This is a genomic window from Microbacterium sp. TNHR37B (assembly GCF_001620065.1).
Taxonomy (GTDB): domain Bacteria; phylum Actinomycetota; class Actinomycetes; order Actinomycetales; family Microbacteriaceae; genus Microbacterium.
This window is the reverse complement of sequence record NZ_LQGV01000003.1, coordinates 582,594-602,198: the sequence shown is the minus strand read 5'-3', so window position 1 is coordinate 602,198 and position 19,605 is coordinate 582,594. Positions and strand designations below refer to the sequence as shown.

The window sequence follows — 19,605 nt, the reverse complement described above, 5'->3', positions numbered from 1 at the left end:
CGGAATCCGGCTCAGCGTGCGAGCACGAGGTTGTCGAGGTTGATGCCGCCCGCGCTGCCGCTCGCATACTCGATGCGGACGGTGTGGCGGCCGGGAGTGAGGCTCGCGCTGATCGACGCGGTGCCCCAGGTGTCCCAGGAGCCGGTCGAGGGCAGGGTGAGCGTGCCGACGGACGTTCCGTCGACGCGGACGGTGCGCACCGCCGAGGTGGCCGCGCCGTTGCCGTAGCGGAAGCGCAGCTGGTGCGTCGCGTTCGCCTCGGCCCACACGTCGAACTGCACGGCGTCGCCGCTCGAGGCGAAGCCGTCGACGAATGCCGGCCCGGTGTAGCCGGGGTGGTCGGTGTTGGTGCTGACGCCGGTCTGCGTGGCGAACTCGGCCTCGTAGGTGGCCTTGTCCACGCCGCTCAGGGCGATCGTGCGGGCGGACGTGCTCGCTCCGACCTTCACGTAGGTCAGCTGCTGCACCGAGTCCCAGAACCAGCCGGTGCTCGCCGAGGCCAGCGCCGACACCGAGCCCACCTCGGTGAGCGCCGAACCGGCCACCGTGACGCCCGTGGGCTTGGTGCCCGACACCTGGTAGGTCGCGGCGGTGGTCAGCGCCGGAGCGGAGACCGACACGGTGCGCGCCACGCGGTCGGACGTGACCGAGATGGTGCGGTGCGCGTTCGCGGAGTCCTCGAAGTAGTCGTACGTGCTCGACGCCGACGGGTAGACCCGGAACACGAGGTTGTCGTAGGTCTCGACGTCGTTGCCGATCGTGCCGCCCAGCTGGTACGCGTCGTTGAGGTTGAGCGGGATGACCGCTCCGGCCCGGGCGTAGACGGGGATCGTGTCCTTCGCGGCGTAGTACTGCTTCACGCCGTTGCCGATCGCGCGCCCGCCGTTCCAGAAGTCGTACCACTCGCCCGAGGGCAGGTAGACGTCCTTGACCGTCTGCCCCTGGGTCGTGATCGGAGCGACGAGCAGCTGGGAGCCGAACAGGTACTGCTGGTCGTAGGTCGCCGCCGTCGCGTCGCCGGGGAATGCGAGGCTCATCGCCCGCATCATCGGCACGCCCGTCGAGGCGCTGTCGTCGGCCTCGGTGTAGAGGTAGGGCACGAGGTTCATCCGGACGTTCGCGAACTTGGTGAACGTCGGCACGACGCTCGTGTCGCCGGTGCGCGCCTGCACGTTCCAGGGCGTGCGCGCCTCGGAGGGCGTGGGGTCGGCCTTCTCGGAGTGGTACTGCATGATCGGCGAGAAGGTCGCCTGCGACGTCGAGCGGAGGTAGAGCTCGGAGCTGGGGAACGAGCCGGTGAACCCGGCGAGGTCCCACGCCCAGAACGGCACCCCCGACTGTCCGGCGCTCTGGCCCGCCCGCACCGCCTCCTGGAAGGCTCCGAACGTCGACGACTGGTCGCCCGCCCAGAAAATGGACTGGCTCTGGCCGCCGGAGGTCCCGGCGCGGCTGAAGATCGTGCCGTCGCCGCCGGTCTTGTCCTGCACGAAGTCGTTGTAGGCGCGGGTGTACTCGTTCGGGTAGGCGTTGTGCATCTCGTCGCCCCGGCGACCGTCGGCCACCTGGAGGTCGCGCCCGAACAGGGCCTCGCTGCCGTCGGTCTTGAAGCCGTCGACGCCGAGGTCGTCGAGCAGGTACGCGCGCTTGCTCATCCACCAGTCGGTCGCGGCGGTGCTGGTGAAGTCGGGAACCGTGCTGTCGCCGAACCACTGGCCGGTCGGGATGCGGTACGGCTGGCCGCCGCCGTCCTTCACGAGGAAGTTCTGCGCCGCGGCGTACGCCTTGTCGTTGAGATGCTGCTGCGGGGCGGTGGAGGGATTGGAGGTGAAGTTCTCCTTGAGCACGGGGATCTGCCACAGGATGACCTTGATGTTCTGGTCGTGGGCGTCCTGGATCATCTGCTTCGGGTTGCTCCATGCGCCGCCCGACGGGAAGGTGAGGTCGGCGTAGTCGAGCGAGCCGCCCCCCGAGGTGGGCGTGTACTGGGCGTCCTTCCAGAGGTAGAACGTGGCCTCGTCGCTCCACTGCTCCAGCACGAGCGCGCTGTGCGGGATGCCGGAGGAGTCCACCTGGTTCAGCCACGTGTCGACCTCGGCCTGCGTGTTCCACTCGTTCGCCGAGCCCCAGAGACCGAAGGCCCACTTGGGCGGGAGGAGGGGACGACCGGTTTCGGCGGTGAAGTCGTCGAGCATCGCCGTCTGGTCGCCGGTGAAGAACTGGTAGGTGAGGGTCGAGTTCAGGGCGCCGCCGGTGTCGACGGTGAACCCGGCCATGTCGGAGCGGTAGGTCGCCAGGTTGAAGATCGCGTACCGGGTGCTCGGCACGTGCACGCCGTAGCCGGCGGAGTTGGCGAAGTAGGGCACCGAGTAGTAGGTGCGACGCGTGGCGCCCTGGTCCTGGTACTGGTTGTAGACGTAGTTGTGCACGTCGGTGCCGCGGTGGTCGAGCCGGTCGTAGCGCTCGCCGAAGCCCTCGAACCGCTCGCCGGCGGGGCTCAGGAAGTGGTCCTCGATCTTGGTCACGGTGGAGCTGCCGTCGCTCGCCCAGCCGATGTTGCGGAACTGCGCCGGGTCGTACTGGCGGGTGATCAGCGTGGTTCCGTCGCCCTTGTAGACCGACAGGCGGTAGGGGCTCTTGTCGATCTTGAGCACGAGCTGGCTCGTGGCGATGGTCACCTGCGATGAGCCGTTGGTGACGGTATAGCTCGTGAGACCGCTGAGGTTCAGGCCCGACCCGTTCGGTGCGATCTGCACGTCGTAGCCGTCCAAGCGCGGGAAGGCGAAGCGCACCTTCGGGGTGAAGTCGCCGGCGCTGTCCCCGGTCACGATGTCGACCGAGGTGCCGTTGTCGATCACGCTCGTGACATCGGTGACGGTGCTCCACGAGGTGGTCGCGAACGAGAACGGGCCGATGTCGCGCTGCCCGCCGCCGTTGACGTCGGCGTGCACCGTGTACTCGACGTCGTCGCCGCGGGCGAAGGAGCCGAGATCGACCTTCCAGTACGTGTTATTGCCGGAGTTGTAGTCCCAGCTGGCGCCCCGCGGGGTCTGGGCAACGCCATTGACGCTCCACGTGACCCACACCGACTGCCCCGAGGCGATGGGCCAGGTGGTGGCGCGGACGGTGACGTTCTCACCCGCCATCGGGTCGCGCGGCGATCGCTCGGTGGGCTGTGTGGCGTAGAGCTCATCATCGCCGTAGGGGTTGTGCCACACCCCGTCCAGCGTGTTCGCGTGGGCCGGCGTCGCCGCGAGGAGGGCGATGACGAGGGCCATCACGAGACCCGCGGCGAGCACGATCGCGCGGCGGGGACCCGCGGAGGGAAGAGTCCGTGCAGCAGAAGACATGAGAACCTCTTTGTTCAGGTCTGAATTTAGTGGAGAGTATGGACTACCTATGAGTCCGAGATCAACCCTCTCCGCCAAACCGTTACGCGGGACAGGTCCCTGGTGCCACCGACGGGGTTGGAGTTGACGTCCGAGCGCATCGTGTCCTAACGTTCATTCAGGCCTAAACAAAGGGGTTCCCGTGCCGTCTTCTTCCGCCCGCGCCGATGTCACCCGATCGGCCGTGCTCGCCTTCATCGGCGGCAGCGGTCCCACCTCGCGCGCCGACCTCGCGCGAGAGCTCGATGTCTCGCCGGCCCTCATCACTCAGCACACGCGTCAGCTGATCGCCGACGGACTGCTCGTCGAGCTCGACCACAGTCCTTCCAGCGGCGGACGACCCGCGCGACTGCTCGGGCTCGTGGCCGACGCCGGACGCGCGATCGGGGTCAAGGTCGTCGCCGACCACATCACCGTCGTGGAGGTCGGGATCGACGGAACCGTCGTCCGCTCCGCGACCGAGCCCTTCGACGCCGCCTCGGGCACCGCCACCACGCGCCTGGCCGAGAAGCTCCGCGCCTTCATCGGCGGGGGAGACGGCGCGCCCCTCCTCGGCGTCGGCGTCGGGGTGCCCGGCAACGTCGAAGAGCAGGCGGTCGGCACGGTCGACTCGACGCAGCTCGGCTGGCAGCGCGTGCCCCTGGGGGAAGCCCTCCGCCGGGAGCTCGATCTCCCCGTGCTCGTCGAGAACAACGTCAACGCGCTCGCGATCGCCGAGGCCCTGCACGGGCAGGCCCGCGGACACGAGAATGTCCTGGTCCTCACGATCGGCACCGGTGTCGGTGCCGGGCTGGTGGCCGACGGGCGCGTGCTGCGAGGGCGCAGCGGCGGTGCGGGCGAGATCGGCCACGTGCCCGTGGAAGAGGACGGCCCCCTCTGCCAGTGCGGTGGCCATGGCTGCCTCGAAGCGGTCGTCGGTCAGGACGCGCTCGTGCGCCGCGGCCGCGAGCAGGGTCTCATCGGGCGCGACGCCGGCATCGCGGCGCTGCGCTCCCTCGCGGATGCGGGTGACCCGGGCGCCCAGCAGCTCTTCTCGCACGCGGGCCACCTGCTCGGTCGCGTGCTCGCCGGCGTCGTGAACGTCGTCGACCCGGAGATCGTGATCCTCCTCGGCGAAGGCGTCGAGTCGTGGCGGCACTGGTCGTTCGGGTTCGAGCCGGCGTTCCGTGCCGGTCTCATCCCGCGCAACCGCGCCGTTCCCGTCGCGGTCGAGACCTGGCAGGACGACCGCTGGGCGCAGGGAGCGGCCTCGCTCGTGCTCTCGACGCCGTTCGATGCCCAGGGACGCTCGGGCGAGCAGGGACGCCTCGTGCGCGAGCGGCTCGCCGTGGCGCGTTCGGTCGCCCCCGGCGAGAGCGGCGACGCGAAATGACCCTCACGGCCCGGCCCCTGCCGACCGACATCGCGGGCGAGGCGATCCCGGCGCCGCCCGTCCGACGTCCCCGTCGCCGCGTGCGCTACGCCCTCACGGTGCTCGTCTTCCTGCTGCCGAGCGCCATCCCGCTCGCGCTCTTCACGATCTACCCGATGTTCGGCGCGCTGTGGACGAGCCTCCACGAGTGGAACCTGCTCGCCCCCATGAAATGGGTGGGGTTCGACAACTACGTGCACCTCGTGCAGGACCCCACGACGCAGCGGGCGTTCCTCAACACGCTCTACTACCTCGTCGGCTACCTGCCGCTCGTCTACATCGGGGGGCTCGCCCTCGCCCTCGCGCTCAACGTGCGGCTGCGCGGGCGCAACATCCTGCGGGGCGTGTACTTCCTCCCCGTCGTGACGAGCTGGATCGTCGTGGCCCTCGTGTGGCGCTGGCTGCTCAACCCGTCGGTCGGGATCGTCAACGCGGCCCTCGCGGTGTTCGGCATCGACGGGCCCGGGTGGTGGACCGATCCGGCGTGGTCGATGCCGTCGATCATCCTCGCCTCGGCGTGGAAGGACCTCGGCTTCGTCATGATCATCCTCCTCGCCGGGCTTCAGGCGATCCCGCAGGAGATGTACGAGGCGGCGAAGGTCGACGGTGCGGGGCCGTGGCGGCGCTTGTTCAACGTGACCCTCCCGCTGCTGTCGCCCTCGACGTTCTTCGTCGTCGTGATCTCCCTCATCAACGGCTTCCAGGTCTTCGACCAGGTCTACGCCATGACCGGCGGCGGCCCGGCGGGGTCGAGCACGGTCGTCGTGCAGCAGATCTACGACCTGACCTTCCGCTACGGCGCTGCCGGGGAGGCGTCGGCACTGTCGTGGATGCTGTTCATCCTCGTGCTGGGCGTGACCGTCGTGCAGATCGTCGGACAGAAGAGGTGGGTGACCTATGCGTGAGAAGACCCAGCGGGCCCTCCTCACCGCGGTGCTGATCCTCGGCGCCGTCGTGATGTTCTTCCCGTTCCTGTGGACGCTGTCGACGTCATTCTCGCCCGGTGCCGGACTCGACGCGACGCCCCGGCTGATCCCCGAGGAACCGTCGTTCTCGGCCTACCAGACGCTGTTCGCCGAACTGCCGTTCGCCCGGATCATCGCGAACTCGATCGGGCTGGCCGTCGTCACGGCACTGTTCCAGCTGGTCACCAGCTCCCTCGCGGCCTACGCGTTCAGCCGCCTGCCCTTCCGTGGTCGCGGAGTGGTGTTCGCGATCTACCTCGCGACCATGATGATCCCCATCCAGGTGCTCATCGTGCCGCTGTTCGTCCAGATGCGCGACCTCGGTCTCGTCGACACGTATCTCGGTGTCCTGCTGCCGGGAGTCGCGAGCGCATTCGGCGTGTTCCTGCTCCGTCAGGCGATGAACGGGGTGCCGCGCGAGCTCGACGAAGCCGCCACGCTCGACGGCGCCGGACACTTCCGCATCTTCGGCACCGTCGTGCTCCCGCTCGTGGGGCCGACCCTCGCGACGCTCGCGGTGTTCTCGTTCATGAACAGCTGGAACGGCTTCCTCTGGCCGCTCATCATCCTGCGTTCGGCCGAGCTCAAGACCCTGCCGCTGGCCCTCGCCGGGCTCCAGGGGCAGTACACGACGCAGTGGGACGTGATGATGGCAGGCTCCGTCGTCAGCATCCTCCCGATGCTCGCCATCTATCTGTTCGCTCAGCGCTACGTCATCCAGGGCGTCGCCTCCAGCGGCATCAAGTAAGACCCGCACCACCTCACCTCGCACACCCGTATCGAAGGAGATATCCCATGAACCGCACAGCACCCCTCGCCGGCGTCGGCGTCCTCGCCGTCGCCGGCCTCGCCCTCGCCGGTTGCTCCGGCCCCAGCGCCACCACGCCTGCCGCGGGCGAGGACGTGACGATCACGTACTCCAACTTCATCTCGGCCGGAGGCAACGAGAAGAACCTCGAGGCGATCGTCGATGCCTTCGAGAAGGAGAACAAGGGCATCACCGTCGAGGTGAAGACCCTGCCGTACGCGGACTACTTCACGGCGCTGCAGACCGACCTCGCCGGTGGCACGGCCGCCGACGTGTTCGACATCGAGTTCGCCAACTACGCCGCCTACCAGAAGAGCGGCGTCCTCGCGCCGCTGGAGGGTGTGGACACGAGCGCCTATCAGGCCTCGCTCGCCGACGCCTACGCCACCGACGGCACGCAGTACGCCCTGCCGAGCTCGTTCTCCAACGTCGTGCTGTTCTATAACGCCGACCTGTTCGACGCGGCGGGGCTCGACTACCCCACCAGCGACTGGACGTGGGCGGACGAGAAGGCCGCCGCCGAGAAGCTCACCGACACCGACGCCGGCGTCTGGGGCGACTACCAGCCGATCTCGTACCACGAGTTCTACAAGGCCGTCGCGCAGGCGGGCGGGGAGTTCCTCAAGGCCGACGGCACGCTCGGGTTCAACAGCCCCGAGGGGATCGCCGCCGCCAAGTGGCTGGTCGAGAAGAGCGGCACGACCATGCCGACGGCCGAGCAGGGAGCGGGCACGCCCGACTTCGACAGCAAGCTGTTCGCCGACGGCAAGCTCGCGATGTGGCACAGCGGCATCTGGATGTTCGGCGGTCTCGCCGACGCCGACATCGCGTGGGACATCGCCGTGGAGCCGGGCGACACGCAGCACGCGAGCGCGCTGTTCTCCAACGCCGTCGGCGTCTCCGCGGGCACGAAGAACAAGGAGGCGGCCACGAAGTTCGCCGAGTTCCTCACGAGCTCCAAGACCACCGTCGACACGCGCCTGAAGGCCGGATGGGAGCTCCCGCCGATCGCCGACGAGGCCGCCCTGTCGGCCTACCTCGACATCACCCCGCCGGCCAACCGTCAGGCCGTGTTCGACTCGCTCGACGAGGTGGCCCTCGCTCCCTCGATCGGTGACGGTCAGGCGGAGATGCAGGACATCGTCACCGAGGAGCTGACCGAGGCGGCCGCCGGCCGCAAGACGGTCGAAGAGGCCCTCGCCGACGCCGAGAAGCGCATCGCGCCCCTCCTCGGCTGACATCCGCCCACTGGCCGGGGCGGGAGAACCCCGCCCCGGCCATCGCGACTTTCCCGGAACGGACTCATGACCACCACACCCCGCGTCGCCCTCGACGCGCTCCTCGACCGCTCTCGCACCGTCATCACCTCGCTGCAGGAGCCCAACGGCGCCTACCCCGCCTCGCCCTCGTTCTCGGCGTACCGCGGGTACTGCTGGTTCCGCGACGGCTCGTTCATCGCCGACGGCGCCTCCGCCGCGGGGGAGGTGGCCTCCGCCTCTGCGTTCCACGACTGGTGCGCGATGGTCGTGGATCGCTACGCCGACCGCATCCGCGACATCGTCGAGGCCGCCGACGCGGGAACGCCCCTCCCCGATGAGCAGATGCTGCCCGCGCGCTTCACCTTCGACGGGGGCCTGGGGTCGGACGACTGGTGGGACTTCCAGCTCGACGGCTACGGCACGTGGTTGTGGGCGGCGGCCGCCCACTCCGAGCGTCACGGGATCGACCCGGCGCGGTGGGCGGATGCCGCCGCGCTCACGGTGGACTACCTGCTGAGCTCGTGGGAGCGCCCCTGCTACGACTGGTGGGAGGAGCACGACGAAGCCGTTCACGGATCGACGCTGGGGTGCATCGCGGCGGGCCTGCGCGACGCGGCGGAGTCCGGGCTCGTGACGGGGGAGCGTGCCGAGCGCGCCCGCGCGGGAGCCGCGGCGGTCACGGCGCGTCTCACGCGGGATGCGGTCGTCGACGGTCACCTCGTCAAGTGGATCGGATCGAGTGCCGTGGACGGCAGCCTCAGCGCGCTCATCGCGCCGCTCGGCGTGATCGACGCCGATTCGGCGCTGGCTGCGGGAACGCTCCGCGCCCTGTCCGACCAGCTGGAGGTGGAGGGCGGCGTGTACCGCTTCCGCGCCGACACGTTCTTCGGGGGTGGCCGCTGGCCGCTCCTGTCCTGCTTCCTCGGACTCGCCTACGCGGCCGCCGGGCAGCGCGAGGAGGCGTTGCGCCTGCTGGAGTGGGCCGCGTCCACCGCCACCGACACCGGCATGCTGCCCGAGCAGGTCGACGGGCACCTCCTCGCCCCCGAATACCGGGAGGAATGGTTGGAGCGGTGGGGGCCGGTCGCGACCCCCCTTCTGTGGAGTCACGCGATGGTGCTGCGACTGGCCGCGGAGCTCGGCGTCGACCGAGGGGAGCTCGCGGCATGATCCGCCACCGCCCCTCCGGGTCCGGACACCCGTACTCCGACGACACCGAGCAGCGCAGTCCCGTCCAGCCCGTCGCCGGCGCGCCCCTCCGCCTGGGTGTGCGGACCTCCGGCGACATCGACGCGGTCACGCTCGAGCTCCGGGTGGACGACGGCGACGCCACGACCCTGCCGCTCGCGCGCGTCGCCCGCTCCTCGCGCGGGCAGGCCGTCGACGGCGGACACCTCGCCTCGGCGCAGGCGCGCACCGCTCGGATCGCCGGCGGATGGCAGGTGGAGCTCGAGGCTCCCGCCGCCGGCAGCGTCCTGCGTTACCGTTTCGCCGCCGCCGGGCCCGATCGGGTCTCGCACACCCGCTGGTTCGAGACGCGGGTGGCCGCGTGGCGGGCGGCGGATCCCGCGGCCCTCGCGGTGGAGGGGACCGCCGTCCCCGTGGTGCCCGGCACGGTCGAGGTGCTCGACGACGGAGAGCGGATCCATCGCCTCCGGTTCGCCCTCCCGCTCGCCCCGGGGGAACACGTCACCGGGTTCGGGGAGCGCTACGACGCCCTCGACCACCGCGGCACGAGCCTCGACTCCGTCGTGTTCGAGCAGTACAAGAGCCAGGGGGCGCACCGGCGCACCTACCTCCCGATGCCGTTCGCTCACGTCGTGGGCGGGGAGGGGTGGGGCTTCCACGTCCGCACCTCGCGGCGCGTGTGGTTCGACATCGGCGAGCAGCGTCCCGACCGCCTCGTGGTCGAGGCGGAGGTCGACGCGGCGTCGGGCGCCACGGAGGCCCTCTCCCTCGCCGTGTATACGGGGGACCCCACGTCGGTGCTCGACGCGTTCCTCGCGGAGACGGGACGTCCGCGTGTCCTTCCCGACTGGGTGTTCGGCCTCTGGGCCAGCGGCAACGAGTGGAACACGCAGGCCGAGGTCGAGCGGCAGATGGCCCTCCATCGCGAGCACGACATCCCGGTGCGCAACGTCGTGATCGAGGCGTGGAGCGACGAGAAGAGCTTCACGATCTTCCGCGACGCCCAATACACGGTGCGCGAGGACGGCGGGCCGATGCGCCTGGCCGACTTCACGTTCCCCGCCGACGGAGCGTGGCCCGATCCCAAGGGCATGGTGGACGCGCTGCACGAGCACGACGTCCGCGTGCACCTGTGGCAGATCCCGCTGCTCAAGCTCCGTCCGCATCCCACCGGGCAGGCCGCCGCCGACGCGCGTGCGGCGCTGGCGGAGGGCGTCGTCATCCGCGAGAAGGCGCCGGACGGCACGGTGCGCCCGTACCGGAACCGCGGCTGGTGGTTCCCCCTCTCCCTCATGCCCGACCTCACCGACGAGCGCGCCGCCGCGTGGTGGACCGAGAAACGCCGGTACCTCGTGGAGGAAGTCGGCATCGACGGGTTCAAGACCGACGGCGGTGAGCACGCGTGGGGTGAGGACCTCGTCTACCTCGACGGCTCGTCGGGTGACGAATCGAACAACCGGTTCCCCGTGGCCTACGCCGCCGCCTACGGACGGCTGCTGGAGTCAGCGGGCAAGGCACCCGTCACCTTCAGTCGAGCCGGCTTCACGGGCTCACCCGCGCACGGCGCGTTCTGGGCCGGAGACGAGAACTCCACCTGGGAGGCCTTCCGCTGGTCGATGCTCGCCGGGCTCTCGGCAGCCTCGTGCGGCATCGTCTACTGGGGGTGGGACATCGCGGGCTTCTCCGGACCGATCCCCGACGCAGAGCTGTACGTGCGGGCGATGGCGGCGAGCGTGTTCGTGCCGATCATGCAGTACCACTCCGAGTTCAACCATCACCGGCTGCCCTCTCAGGACCGCACGCCGTGGAACATCGCCGAGCGCACCGGAGACGACGCCGTGATCGCGGACGTGCGGGCACTCGTGCAGTTGCGGGAGCGTCTCATCCCTTACCTGGCCGAGGCCGCGGCCGCCGCCGTGGAGTCGTCGATTCCGCTCATGCGTCCGCTGTACTTCGACCACCCGACCGATGAGGCCGTGTGGGAGCACCCGCTGCAGTGGATGCTGGGGCCCGACGTGCTCGTGGCTCCCGTGCTGGCGCCGGGCGCTCGCGAGTGGCCGGTGTATCTCCCGGCCGGTTCGTGGGTCGAGGCTCGCACCGGCAGCGAGGTCACCGGTGGCCGCGTCGTGTCGGTGGATGTGGCGGAGCGGACCTCGCTCCCGGTCTTCGTCCGGGCGGAGTCCTGGGCCGGCCTGTCACCGGTCTTCGCTCCCTGACGCCGGGCGGGCGCGTCGTCCCGACGCCCTACCCTGTGGGGATGGATCCGCTGCACTACCGCGCCTTCACCACGCCTTCGGGTGGCGGGAACCCCGCCGGAGTCGTCCTCGACGCCTCCGGGATGACGGACACGGAGATGCAAGAGATCGCCACCGACCTCGGCTACTCCGAGACGGCCTTCCTCGTCCCCGTCGATGGCGCGGACTACCGGATCCGATACTTCAGTCCGCTCGCCGAGGTCGACTTCTGCGGTCACGCGACTGTCGCCAGCGCCGTGGCGCTCGCCGACCGCGACGGGACCGCAAGCGACTATGTGTTCCGCGCGAACGTCGGTCCCATCCCCGTACAGGTGCGCTCGACCGAACGGGGCTATGCGGCGACATTGCAGTCCGTCGTACCGTCGGCGTCTGACCTCGAGGAGCTGCCCGAGCTCCTCCGCGTGCTGGGCTGGGACCGCGATGACCTCGCCCCCGACCTCCCTCCGGGCGTCGCGTTCGCCGGGCTGTCGCACCCGGTGCTGTGGGCGGCCACTCGAGCGCGGCTGGCCGACCTCGCCTACGACTTCGCCGCGATGAAAGATCTGATGATCACCCGGGGGTGGGGCACGGTGAGCCTCCTCTATCGTGCCTCCCCCGACGTCATCCACGCCCGCAATGCGTTCGCCGTGGGCGGGGTCGTGGAAGACCCGGCCACGGGCGCCGCGGCCGCCGCTCTCGGTGGTTTCCTGCGCGCGCACGGGCTGCTCCCCGCCGACGGCCGCTTCACGGTGATGCAGGGCGAGGACATGGGGCAGCCCTGCCGTATCGAGGTCGACGCGTCGGGCGAGGGCGGAGTGCGTGTGAGTGGCACGGCCGCTCCGATCCCCCGCGCCTGAGCGTCGCCGCGGTCGACCGCGGGCCCCGAACGCTCGGCGCGACCCTCGCCTGCGGCGTCGGAGCGTCTTGCGCTCCCTATGCTGGCCCTGACGGGCTGCCCGCGGGAAGGCGCCGGTCGGGGAGAGGGTGACATGGGCTACATCTGGGGACTGCTGGCCATCTCGGCCGCCGTGGTGAGCACGGTCATCGCCCTGACCCTCCCGCACTGGGGTGCGCCGGGTCGTGCGGAGCTGTTCGCGCGGTTCAGCGTCGCTGCGGGTATCGCCGCGGTCGGCTCCTCTTTGATGTACGCGATCTACGAGCTGAGCGGCGGTGTGCTGGCCCTCGTCGTGGGTGACGCCTTCATGGTGCTGGGGCCGGGAGCGATGTTGCTGGCGATGGGTGCGCTGACGGGTCACCTTCGCGCCGCCGTGATCACCGTCTCGGTCGCTGTCGTCCTCGTCTCGATCACGACGACGGTCACCGACACAAGGACCTCGCTGCTCGTCAAGATCGCCGTGCTGTGCGTGCTGTGCCTCGGCGTCGCCGGTCAGACCCGTCGCGCCGCGCTCACCGGCTTCGCGGGAACGACGACACTCCTCGTCGTCAACCTCGGCTACGCCACGTTCTGCGCGGGCCGCATCGTCGCCGCGCTGACCGTCGGGTGGGAGTCACCGCTTTACCGCGCCGTCTTCTCCATCGTCCCGACGACCGCCGTCGGGGCCATCGCCGTGGTCGCGACGGGACTGGCGGTGTGGCAAGTGCTCCGTTCCCAGGGGTGGTCGCTGCGTCGCCGATCCGATGCGCCGGCGGAAGAGCTCGTGGTCGAGGTGGCCGGTTGGCGGGTGAGTCTGACCGACCCGGCCGACGTGCGTCGGGCCTTCGGCGCGGACACGGTCTCCGAGATCGCCCGCGACCTCGAGACGGTCGGTGGTGCCCTGCGCCGCCGCGCCGAGACCACGGCGGTGTCCTTCGCCTCATCCGGCGAGCTCGCGGCCCACCTGCGACTCGAACTGGAGGCGCGCGGGTGGTCACCCACGGAGATCGCCCTGCTCACGGTGGAGCCGGCGGTGCACCCAGAGGAGGGCGCGTCGGGCGCGTTCCGCGATTCCGGGCACACAGACAGCGGCCACGGGGCGGATTGATCGCGAAGCGTTCGGATTCTCCGCGATGCTGAGGAGGTGAACCGAGGACCCGCATGACTCTCGCCGCCGAACAGCCCCGCCGCGACGCGGCTTCGCCCGGCTCCGCGCCGCCCGCGCCTGCCCGCCGCTCGCTCCGCGTCCGGTGGTCCGAGTTCGGTCGTCCTCCCCGTCTGATGGGCATCGACGTGGCGCGGGGCCTTGCTGTGTTCGGCATGATCGGTGCCCACGCGGGGATCGCATCCTCCTTCCGGTGGACCGATCCCGTGTCATGGACCGCGCTCGTCGAGGGGCGCTCGTCGATCCTGTTCGCCGTCGTCGCGGGAATCTCCGTCGCGCTGGCGACAGGGTTCGGGGTGCGTCCTCAGGGCGAAGCGCTTCGCTCGGCGCGTCTGCGGATGGCGGGCCGCGCGTTGGCCGTGCTCGCGATCGGCCTTCTCCTGGAACTGCTCGGCACCAACATCGCCGTCATCCTCCCCGTCTACGGTGTGCTGTTCCTCGTCGTCATCCACTTCCTCGGTCTGCGGCGACGCACGCTCCTGCTCAGCGCCGGCACGATCGCCGTCGTCGGACCGGTGGCGATCCTCACGGCGCGGGCCCTCGCGCTCGGGGGTGCGGGCGGCGGCGTCGACTTCCTTCTCTCGGGGTCGTACCCGCTGACGGTGTGGCTCCCGCTCATGCTCCTCGGCATGGCCGTGGGACGCTCGCGCCTCAGCGACGCCCGCACGGCGCTGGCGCTGGTGGGTGTAGGAGCCGTCCTCGCCGTGACGGGCTACGGAGTCGGGACGGCGCTGAACGGTCCCGGCAGCGGATGGGTCGAGGACGGGTCTTCCGCGAGTTCTGTCCCCTCCACCGCCCCGCCCAGCTCGTCCGCGCGCGACGACGGCGGGTCGGGCGTGACGGGCGGCGCGAGTGGGTCGGGGAGCGCGCAGGCGTGCGTGACGGGAAGCGATGGCACCACGACCTGCACCCCCGGGGGCGGAAGCTCCCTCTCCGGATCGAAGGGACCGGGAGGTGCGACATACGAGATGCCGAGCTACATCGAACGACTCATCGACGACGACCTCGGGGCATCGATCTCGTCGGCGTGGGCGGTCTCCCCGCATTCCGGTGGCACCTTCGAGATCATCGGCTCCGGAGGGTTCGCGCTGGCCGTCATCGGCGGTTGCCTTCTGGTCGTGCGGCGCCTTCGTCCCCTCTTCGTTCCGCTGGCTGCGGTCGGTTCCATGCCGTTGACGGCATACTCCGCGCACGTGGTGTCGTTCGCGATCCTCGTGGGGCCCGTCGGTCTCGTCCCCGCCTTGTTCGCGGGGGAGCGCGAAGCGGGCTTCGTCTTCTGGGGTGCGTCGATGGGCATCCTGCTCATCGCCTGCACGGCGTGGGCCCTCACCCGGGGACGGGGACCGCTCGAACGCGTGACCGCGTGGGCCGCCCGCCGCACAGACGGCACCGCGCGTCCCAGGCAGTGAGGCGTGGGCCCCGGTCGTCGGGGAGGTCGCGTCGCCGCGTTCCCCGACGACCGGAGAGCACCACGGAGTGCTAGGACGCGGCCGCTTCCGCGCGCTCGTTCAGTTCGCTCACGGCGTCCCACGCCCCGTCCTCGCTGTTCGACAGCACGACGGCGTCGACATCGGCGCCGGTGTAGTGGATGAGCACACCGCTCGCGCCGGCGTTGATGCCGTCCTTGTAGTAGCCCAGCTCCGAGAACTCCAGACCGAACCCGTACTCCGTGTCCTCGTCGTGGCGTACCTGGGGCTCGAAGAACCGCCTCGTCCACTCCTCACCCAGCAGTTGCCCGCCGCGCACCGCCGCGAAGAAGCGGATCAGGTCGCCCGCCGTGCTGTGAGCGCCTCCGTCGGGCGAGCCGATCGGCGGGTAGCTGAACAGGTTCTGCACCCACTTCCCGTCCTCGTTGACGTCGCCGCCCTCGGCCACTCTCGGGGCGGCGTCGCGGCGATCGAAGAAATCGCTCTCGGTCATGCCCGCGCGGGCGAAGACGTGCTCGCGCACGTACTCCCGGTAGCTCTGTCCCGTGACGCTCTCCAGCGCCAGGCCCGCCAGCACATAGCCGACGTTGCAATAACGGCAGTCGGTGCCGGGCGCCACGCGCGGCTCCTTGTCGGCGAACTGGGGGAGGAAATCGCGAGTCTCGATCACGGAGTAGCTCGGCTTGTCCACCCACAGCTCGGCGTAGTCCTCACCCGCTTCTTCGTCGGCGTCGTCCGCGATCCCGCTCGTGTGGGTGAGGAGGTGGCGCAGGGTGACCTCCCGCGGAATCTTCGTGCCGGCGAGGTCGACGGTCTCGTGGATGGAGGCGTCGAGATCCAGTGCCCCCTTCTCCACCTGCTGGAGGACGGCGACGCTCGTGAACAGCTTCGTGATCGAGGCCGTGTCGAAGCGGGTGTCGAGCGTGTGGGGCACGTTCCAGCGCCGGCTGGCGAGGCCGTAGGCGCCGCTGAACAGCACATCGTCGCCGCGTTGCAGGAGTACCACCCCCTCGAAGTCGAGCTCGGTGAGCGTCTCGTGCAGGCCGGTGGTGTCCATCGTTGTGATCCTTCGGTCGGTACGGGTCGGGTGCCCTGCCGTTGACGGCAAAGCCTTCCAGACTAGAGGATCCCCACGGCGGGTGTCGGCCGTGCGAAAAGCAGGCTGATCGGTCCCGCGGTGCCTCCTGGCGGGAATCCGGTCGGGTTCCGCCTGCTTTTGGCCCGCGGCGGGGCCGAACTGGCCGGCGGGGACGTCAGCTGCGGGGGTTCCTCGGCGCCGGCGGGGGAGGTACGGGCTTGGCGGCGACGATGTCGGCGACCGAGATGCGCTCGATTCCCCGCTTCCCGTCGACGACGACCATCTCGGCGTCCGCGCTGAGGAGCTCGCCGAGGGCGTCCGTGGCCTGTCCGCTCGGCAGGAGGTAGCGCACGACGACGCGCCGACCGGGCTCCGGGATCCGGATCCGCGCGGCGCGCCCGGCACCGGCGGCGTCGGTCACCACGCCCCCGGGCGGTAGTCCTTCAGGAAGACGCCGAAGAGATCCTCGCCGGCTTCGCCCCGCACGATCGGGTCGTACACGCGCGCGGCGCCGTCGACGAGGTCGAGGGGTGCGTGGAAGCCCTCTTCCGCGAGACGGACCTTCGTCGGATGCGGACGCTCGTCGGTGATCCAACCGGTGTCGACGCTCGTCATGAGGATCCCGTCGGACTCGAACATCTCCCGCGCGCTCGTGCGGGTGAGCATGTTCACGGCGGCCTTGGCCATGTTCGTGTGAGGATGCCCCGGGCCCTTGTAGCCACGGTTGAACACGCCCTCCATCGCGCTGACGTTGACGATGTAGGTGCGACGGGCGGGACTCGCGGCGAGCGAGGGGCGCAGCTTGGAGATGAGGAGGAAGGGGGCGGTCGTGTTCGCGAGCTGCACTTCGAGCATCTCCAGCGGATCCACCTCTTCGACGCGCTGGGTCCAGGAATTGATGTGGTCGAGGTCGGGCAGCAGCCCTCCGGCGTCGATCGCCGTGCCCGCCGCGAGGCGGTCGAGCGAACTGGAGCCGGCTGCCATCGCCTCGTTCGTGATCACCTCGGCCTGCGCGGTGAGCGCATCGGCCTGCGTGGCCGCGGCCGCCAGGATGGGATGTGCGGAGACGGAGCGCTCCAGCGCCTGGGGGTGCCGGTCGTTGGTGTGGCCGAAGGTCACGAGCTCCGGGAGCGGCCCCTGCGGCAGGGGCGCCAGTTCCGCGTCGACGAGCGGCTGATACGCCCCCGGCGACCTCCGTACGGTCTGGGTCGCGTTGTTGATGAGGATGTCGAGGGGACCGGCCGCGGCGACGTCGTCGGCGAGACCGATCACCTGGGCCGGGTCGCGCAGATCGATGCCGACGACCTTGAGGCGGTGCAGCCAGTCGACGGAGTCGGGGAGACGCGAGAACCGGCGCACGGCGTCGCGCGGGAACCGGGTGGTGATGGTGGTGTGCGCGCCGTCGCGCAGCAGCCGCAGCGCGATGTACATGCCGATCTTGGCGCGTCCGCCGGTGAGGAGCGCGCGCTTGCCGGTGAGGTCCGTGCGGGCATCGCGCTTCTGGTGGCTGAAGGCGGCGCAGTCCGGGCAGAGCTGGTGGTAGAACGCGTCGACGACGGTGTACGGCTGCTTGCAGATGTAGCAGGCGCGGGCCTTCCGCAAGGTTCCGGCGGTCGGCGTGGTCGTCGAGGTGCTGATCGGGATGCCGCGGGTCTCGTCGTCGATGCGGTCGGGGGCGCCGGTGGCGGTGGCGGCGACGACCGCGCGGTCGGCCTCGGCGACGGCGTCGCGGATCTCGCGCCGTCTCGCCTTCTTGGCCGCCTTGAACATCGCGGCAGTCGCACGTCGCACCGTGATGAAGTCGGGGTGGGACTGATCGATCTCCGCCAGTTCGCGCAGCACCCGCAGGGTCGTCTCCAGGTCGGCGGGGTCGATACCGCTCGGTGGCGGAACGTCGGCGGGGATCTCGGGCACACACGATTCTACGTCGGCCGTCCGGAGCCTCGGATCGCGCCGGTTGCTGTTAGCGTGCGACGGGTGACCTCCGCCCCCGAACCCCGCCGCATCCATGTCTCCGCCGCCGTGATCGTCGACGACGCCGGCCGTCTGCTGCTGGTCCGCAAGGCGGGCACGACCGCCTTCATGCAACCGGGCGGCAAACCCGAACCGGGCGAGACTCCGGCGCAGACCCTCGCGCGGGAACTCGACGAGGAGCTCGGCCTCCGACTCACCGAGCGCGATCTCGATCCGCTCGGCGAGTTCACCGCGCCCGCGGCGAACGAGCCCGGGCATCTCGTCGTCGCTCACGTCTTCCGGGTCGCCATCGGCGACCAGTCCCCGCTCGCCGCGGCCGAGATCGAGGAGATCCGGTGGGTGAGCCGTGACGAGGCGGACGCGCTCGAGGTGGCGCCCCTGGCTCGGGAGTACTTCCTCCCCGCCTGAGCGTCCCCGCGCCGGCGTCGCCGGGGCCGGTAGACTGGAAGTGGCGTGTCGGGAAGTCTGGTCGACGTTGTCCTCGTCGACCACACCGTGACCGGAGCCCTATGACGTCGCCTTCTTCCTCTGCCACCTTCCCTCGCCGCGGATCGTTCTTCGAGGCGCGGCGTGTCTCGATGCTCCTGCGGAAAGAAGCGGTCGGCGGCATGCTGCTCGTGGCCGCCGCCGTCATCGCGATCGTCTGGGCCAACTCCCCGTGGGCCGACGCGTACTTCGCGCTCCGCGATCTCCGCGTGGGCTACGCGCCGTGGCATCTCGACTTGTCGCTCGGGGCGTGGGCGGCCGACGGCCTGCTCGCGATCTTCTTCTTCCTCGTCGGACTCGAGCTCAAACGCGAGATCGTCGTCGGCGACCTGCACGACATCCGGACGGCCATCGTCCCCATCGCCGCTGCGGCCGGGGGAGTGCTCGTGCCGGCGCTCATCTACACCGGCATCGTGTGGCAGCAGCCGTCGTTGCGGGTGGGATGGGCCATCCCCACGGCGACCGATATCGCCTTCGCGGTCGCCGTGCTCGCGATCATCGGCTCGCACCTGCCCAGTGCGCTCCGTATCTTCCTGCTCACCCTCGCCGTGGTCGATGACCTCCTTGCGATCGCCATCATCGCCGTCTTCTACACCTCCGACATCGATCTGGTGGCCCTCGCGCTTGCGGTCGCGGCAGTGGGTGTGTTCGGGTTCTTCGCCCAGCGGTATCAGCGTTTCTTCCATCTGCGTCCCTTCGGCGCGTGGCTCATCCTCCTCCCGATCGGGTTCACGGCGTGGGCCTTCATGCACGCCTCGGGAGTCCATGCCACGATCGCCGGCGTCGTGCTCGCGTTCACCGTCCCCGTCAACCCGCGTCGCGGACAGCAGCCCCTGGGCGGTGCCGGAGGACTGGCGGAGGAGTTCGAGCACCGATTCCGTCCGCTGTCGGCGGGGATCGCCGTGCCGGTCTTCGCGTTCTTCGCCGCCGGCGTCGCCATCGGCGGCCTCGACGGCATCGTGCGGGCCGCGACCGACCCGGTGACGATCGGGGTCGTCGCGGGACTCGTGCTCGGAAAGCCGCTCGGCATCGTGCTCACGACGCGCCTGGTCACCGCGTTCACGCGCGCACGACTGGATCCCTCGCTCCGCTGGATCGACCTCGCCGGCGTCGGCATCCTGGCGGGGATCGGCTTCACCGTCTCCCTCCTGATCGCCGAGCTCAGCTTCGGGATCGGGAACGTCCATAACGACGACGCCAAGATCGCCATCATGATCGCCTCGCTGCTGGCATCGCTCCTGGCCTCGGTGATCCTCGTCGCCCGCAATCGGCGTTACCGCCGCATCGCGGAGGAGGAAGCGGAAGACGTCGACGGCGACGGGATCCCCGACGTCTATCAGCGGGACTGAT

Annotated in this window: 15 protein-coding genes; 11 read left to right on the top strand and 4 right to left on the bottom strand. The window is 70.2% G+C overall.

The features are described 5' to 3' along the window. Positions 1-11: 11 nt before the first annotated feature. Complete coding sequence (locus tag AVP41_RS10985) at positions 12-3,347, bottom strand: TIM-barrel domain-containing protein (RefSeq protein ID WP_067164288.1); 3,336 nt, start codon at positions 3,345-3,347, stop codon at positions 12-14. Between the two features lie 181 nt (positions 3,348-3,528). On the opposite strand from AVP41_RS10985, the gene AVP41_RS10980 reads away from it, so the two are divergent. The 9 genes from AVP41_RS10980 (at position 3,529) to AVP41_RS10940 (ending at position 14,699) form a co-directional block, all read left to right on the top strand. Further along, complete coding sequence (locus tag AVP41_RS10980) at positions 3,529-4,758, top strand: ROK family transcriptional regulator (protein ID WP_067164286.1); 1,230 nt, start codon at positions 3,529-3,531, stop codon at positions 4,756-4,758. Then, complete coding sequence (locus AVP41_RS10975; RefSeq protein ID WP_082829162.1) at positions 4,755-5,702, top strand: carbohydrate ABC transporter permease; 948 nt, start codon at positions 4,755-4,757, stop codon at positions 5,700-5,702. Before AVP41_RS10980 ends, AVP41_RS10975 begins: the two co-directional genes overlap by 4 nt. Next, on the top strand, positions 5,695-6,510 hold the full coding sequence (locus tag AVP41_RS10970) for a carbohydrate ABC transporter permease (protein WP_067164284.1): 816 nt from the start codon (positions 5,695-5,697) through the stop codon (positions 6,508-6,510). Before AVP41_RS10975 ends, AVP41_RS10970 begins: the two co-directional genes overlap by 8 nt. A 47-nt stretch (positions 6,511-6,557) precedes the next feature. After that, positions 6,558-7,808: an ABC transporter substrate-binding protein gene (locus AVP41_RS10965; RefSeq protein WP_067164281.1), complete on the top strand. Its 1,251-nt coding sequence runs from the start codon at positions 6,558-6,560 to the stop codon at positions 7,806-7,808. A gap of 66 nt (positions 7,809-7,874) precedes the next feature. Continuing rightward, on the top strand, positions 7,875-8,999 hold the full coding sequence (locus AVP41_RS10960) for a glycoside hydrolase family 15 protein (protein WP_067164279.1): 1,125 nt from the start codon (positions 7,875-7,877) through the stop codon (positions 8,997-8,999). Then, positions 8,996-11,233 (top strand): glycoside hydrolase family 31 protein, encoded by a 2,238-nt coding sequence (locus AVP41_RS10955; protein WP_067164277.1) that lies wholly within the window; start codon positions 8,996-8,998, stop codon positions 11,231-11,233. Before AVP41_RS10960 ends, AVP41_RS10955 begins: the two co-directional genes overlap by 4 nt. 41 nt (positions 11,234-11,274) lie before the next feature. Then, positions 11,275-12,108, top strand: a complete 834-nt coding sequence (locus AVP41_RS10950; protein ID WP_067164275.1) for a PhzF family phenazine biosynthesis protein — start codon at positions 11,275-11,277, stop codon at positions 12,106-12,108. Between the two features lie 132 nt (positions 12,109-12,240). Next, positions 12,241-13,233, top strand: a complete 993-nt coding sequence (locus AVP41_RS10945; protein WP_067164274.1) for a hypothetical protein — start codon at positions 12,241-12,243, stop codon at positions 13,231-13,233. 53 nt (positions 13,234-13,286) lie between these two features. Beyond that, the gene (locus AVP41_RS10940) at positions 13,287-14,699 is read left to right on the top strand and encodes a heparan-alpha-glucosaminide N-acetyltransferase domain-containing protein (RefSeq protein ID WP_067164272.1); all 1,413 of its coding nucleotides are present in this window, start codon (positions 13,287-13,289) and stop codon (positions 14,697-14,699) included. 70 nt (positions 14,700-14,769) lie between these two features. Here AVP41_RS10940 and AVP41_RS10935 read toward each other — a convergent pair whose 3' ends face one another. From AVP41_RS10935 to AVP41_RS10925, 3 genes are all read right to left on the bottom strand, one after another. Continuing rightward, positions 14,770-15,774 carry a serine hydrolase domain-containing protein gene (locus AVP41_RS10935; RefSeq protein ID WP_067164269.1) on the bottom strand — a complete coding sequence of 335 codons (1,005 nt, stop codon included), beginning with the start codon at positions 15,772-15,774 and terminating at the stop codon, positions 14,770-14,772. 196 nt (positions 15,775-15,970) lie between these two features. Next, a complete protein-coding gene (locus AVP41_RS10930) occupies positions 15,971-16,219 on the bottom strand; it encodes a putative acetyltransferase (protein WP_231902732.1) in 249 nt (82 codons plus the stop codon). Continuing rightward, positions 16,213-17,709, bottom strand: coding sequence for an SDR family NAD(P)-dependent oxidoreductase (locus AVP41_RS10925; RefSeq protein WP_442922788.1), 1,497 nt, complete (start codon positions 17,707-17,709; stop codon positions 16,213-16,215). The genes AVP41_RS10930 and AVP41_RS10925 overlap by 7 nt, the downstream gene beginning before the upstream one ends. 63 nt (positions 17,710-17,772) lie before the next feature. On the opposite strand from AVP41_RS10925, the gene AVP41_RS10920 reads away from it, so the two are divergent. Together AVP41_RS10920 and nhaA are read left to right on the top strand one after the other, a co-directional pair. Beyond that, positions 17,773-18,177, top strand: a complete 405-nt coding sequence (locus tag AVP41_RS10920; protein ID WP_082829160.1) for an NUDIX hydrolase — start codon at positions 17,773-17,775, stop codon at positions 18,175-18,177. A 101-nt stretch (positions 18,178-18,278) separates the two neighbouring features. Continuing rightward, complete coding sequence (nhaA, locus tag AVP41_RS10915; protein ID WP_067164264.1) at positions 18,279-19,604, top strand: Na+/H+ antiporter NhaA; 1,326 nt, start codon at positions 18,279-18,281, stop codon at positions 19,602-19,604. The last annotated feature ends 1 nt before the right edge of the window (position 19,605 follow it).

Coding starts and splice junctions, on each gene's coding strand:
- AVP41_RS10935 (WP_067164269.1), bottom strand. CDS start 15,774: ATGGACACCACCGGCCTGCACGAGACGCTCACCGAGCTCGACTTCGAG.
- AVP41_RS10965 (WP_067164281.1), top strand. CDS start 6,558: ATGAACCGCACAGCACCCCTCGCCGGCGTCGGCGTCCTCGCCGTCGCC.
- AVP41_RS10975 (WP_082829162.1), top strand. CDS start 4,755: ATGACCCTCACGGCCCGGCCCCTGCCGACCGACATCGCGGGCGAGGCG.
- AVP41_RS10945 (WP_067164274.1), top strand. CDS start 12,241: ATGGGCTACATCTGGGGACTGCTGGCCATCTCGGCCGCCGTGGTGAGC.
- AVP41_RS10985 (WP_067164288.1), bottom strand. CDS start 3,347: ATGTCTTCTGCTGCACGGACTCTTCCCTCCGCGGGTCCCCGCCGCGCG.
- AVP41_RS10955 (WP_067164277.1), top strand. CDS start 8,996: ATGATCCGCCACCGCCCCTCCGGGTCCGGACACCCGTACTCCGACGAC.
- AVP41_RS10950 (WP_067164275.1), top strand. CDS start 11,275: ATGGATCCGCTGCACTACCGCGCCTTCACCACGCCTTCGGGTGGCGGG.
- AVP41_RS10960 (WP_067164279.1), top strand. CDS start 7,875: ATGACCACCACACCCCGCGTCGCCCTCGACGCGCTCCTCGACCGCTCT.
- AVP41_RS10940 (WP_067164272.1), top strand. CDS start 13,287: ATGACTCTCGCCGCCGAACAGCCCCGCCGCGACGCGGCTTCGCCCGGC.
- AVP41_RS10970 (WP_067164284.1), top strand. CDS start 5,695: ATGCGTGAGAAGACCCAGCGGGCCCTCCTCACCGCGGTGCTGATCCTC.
- nhaA (WP_067164264.1), top strand. CDS start 18,279: ATGACGTCGCCTTCTTCCTCTGCCACCTTCCCTCGCCGCGGATCGTTC.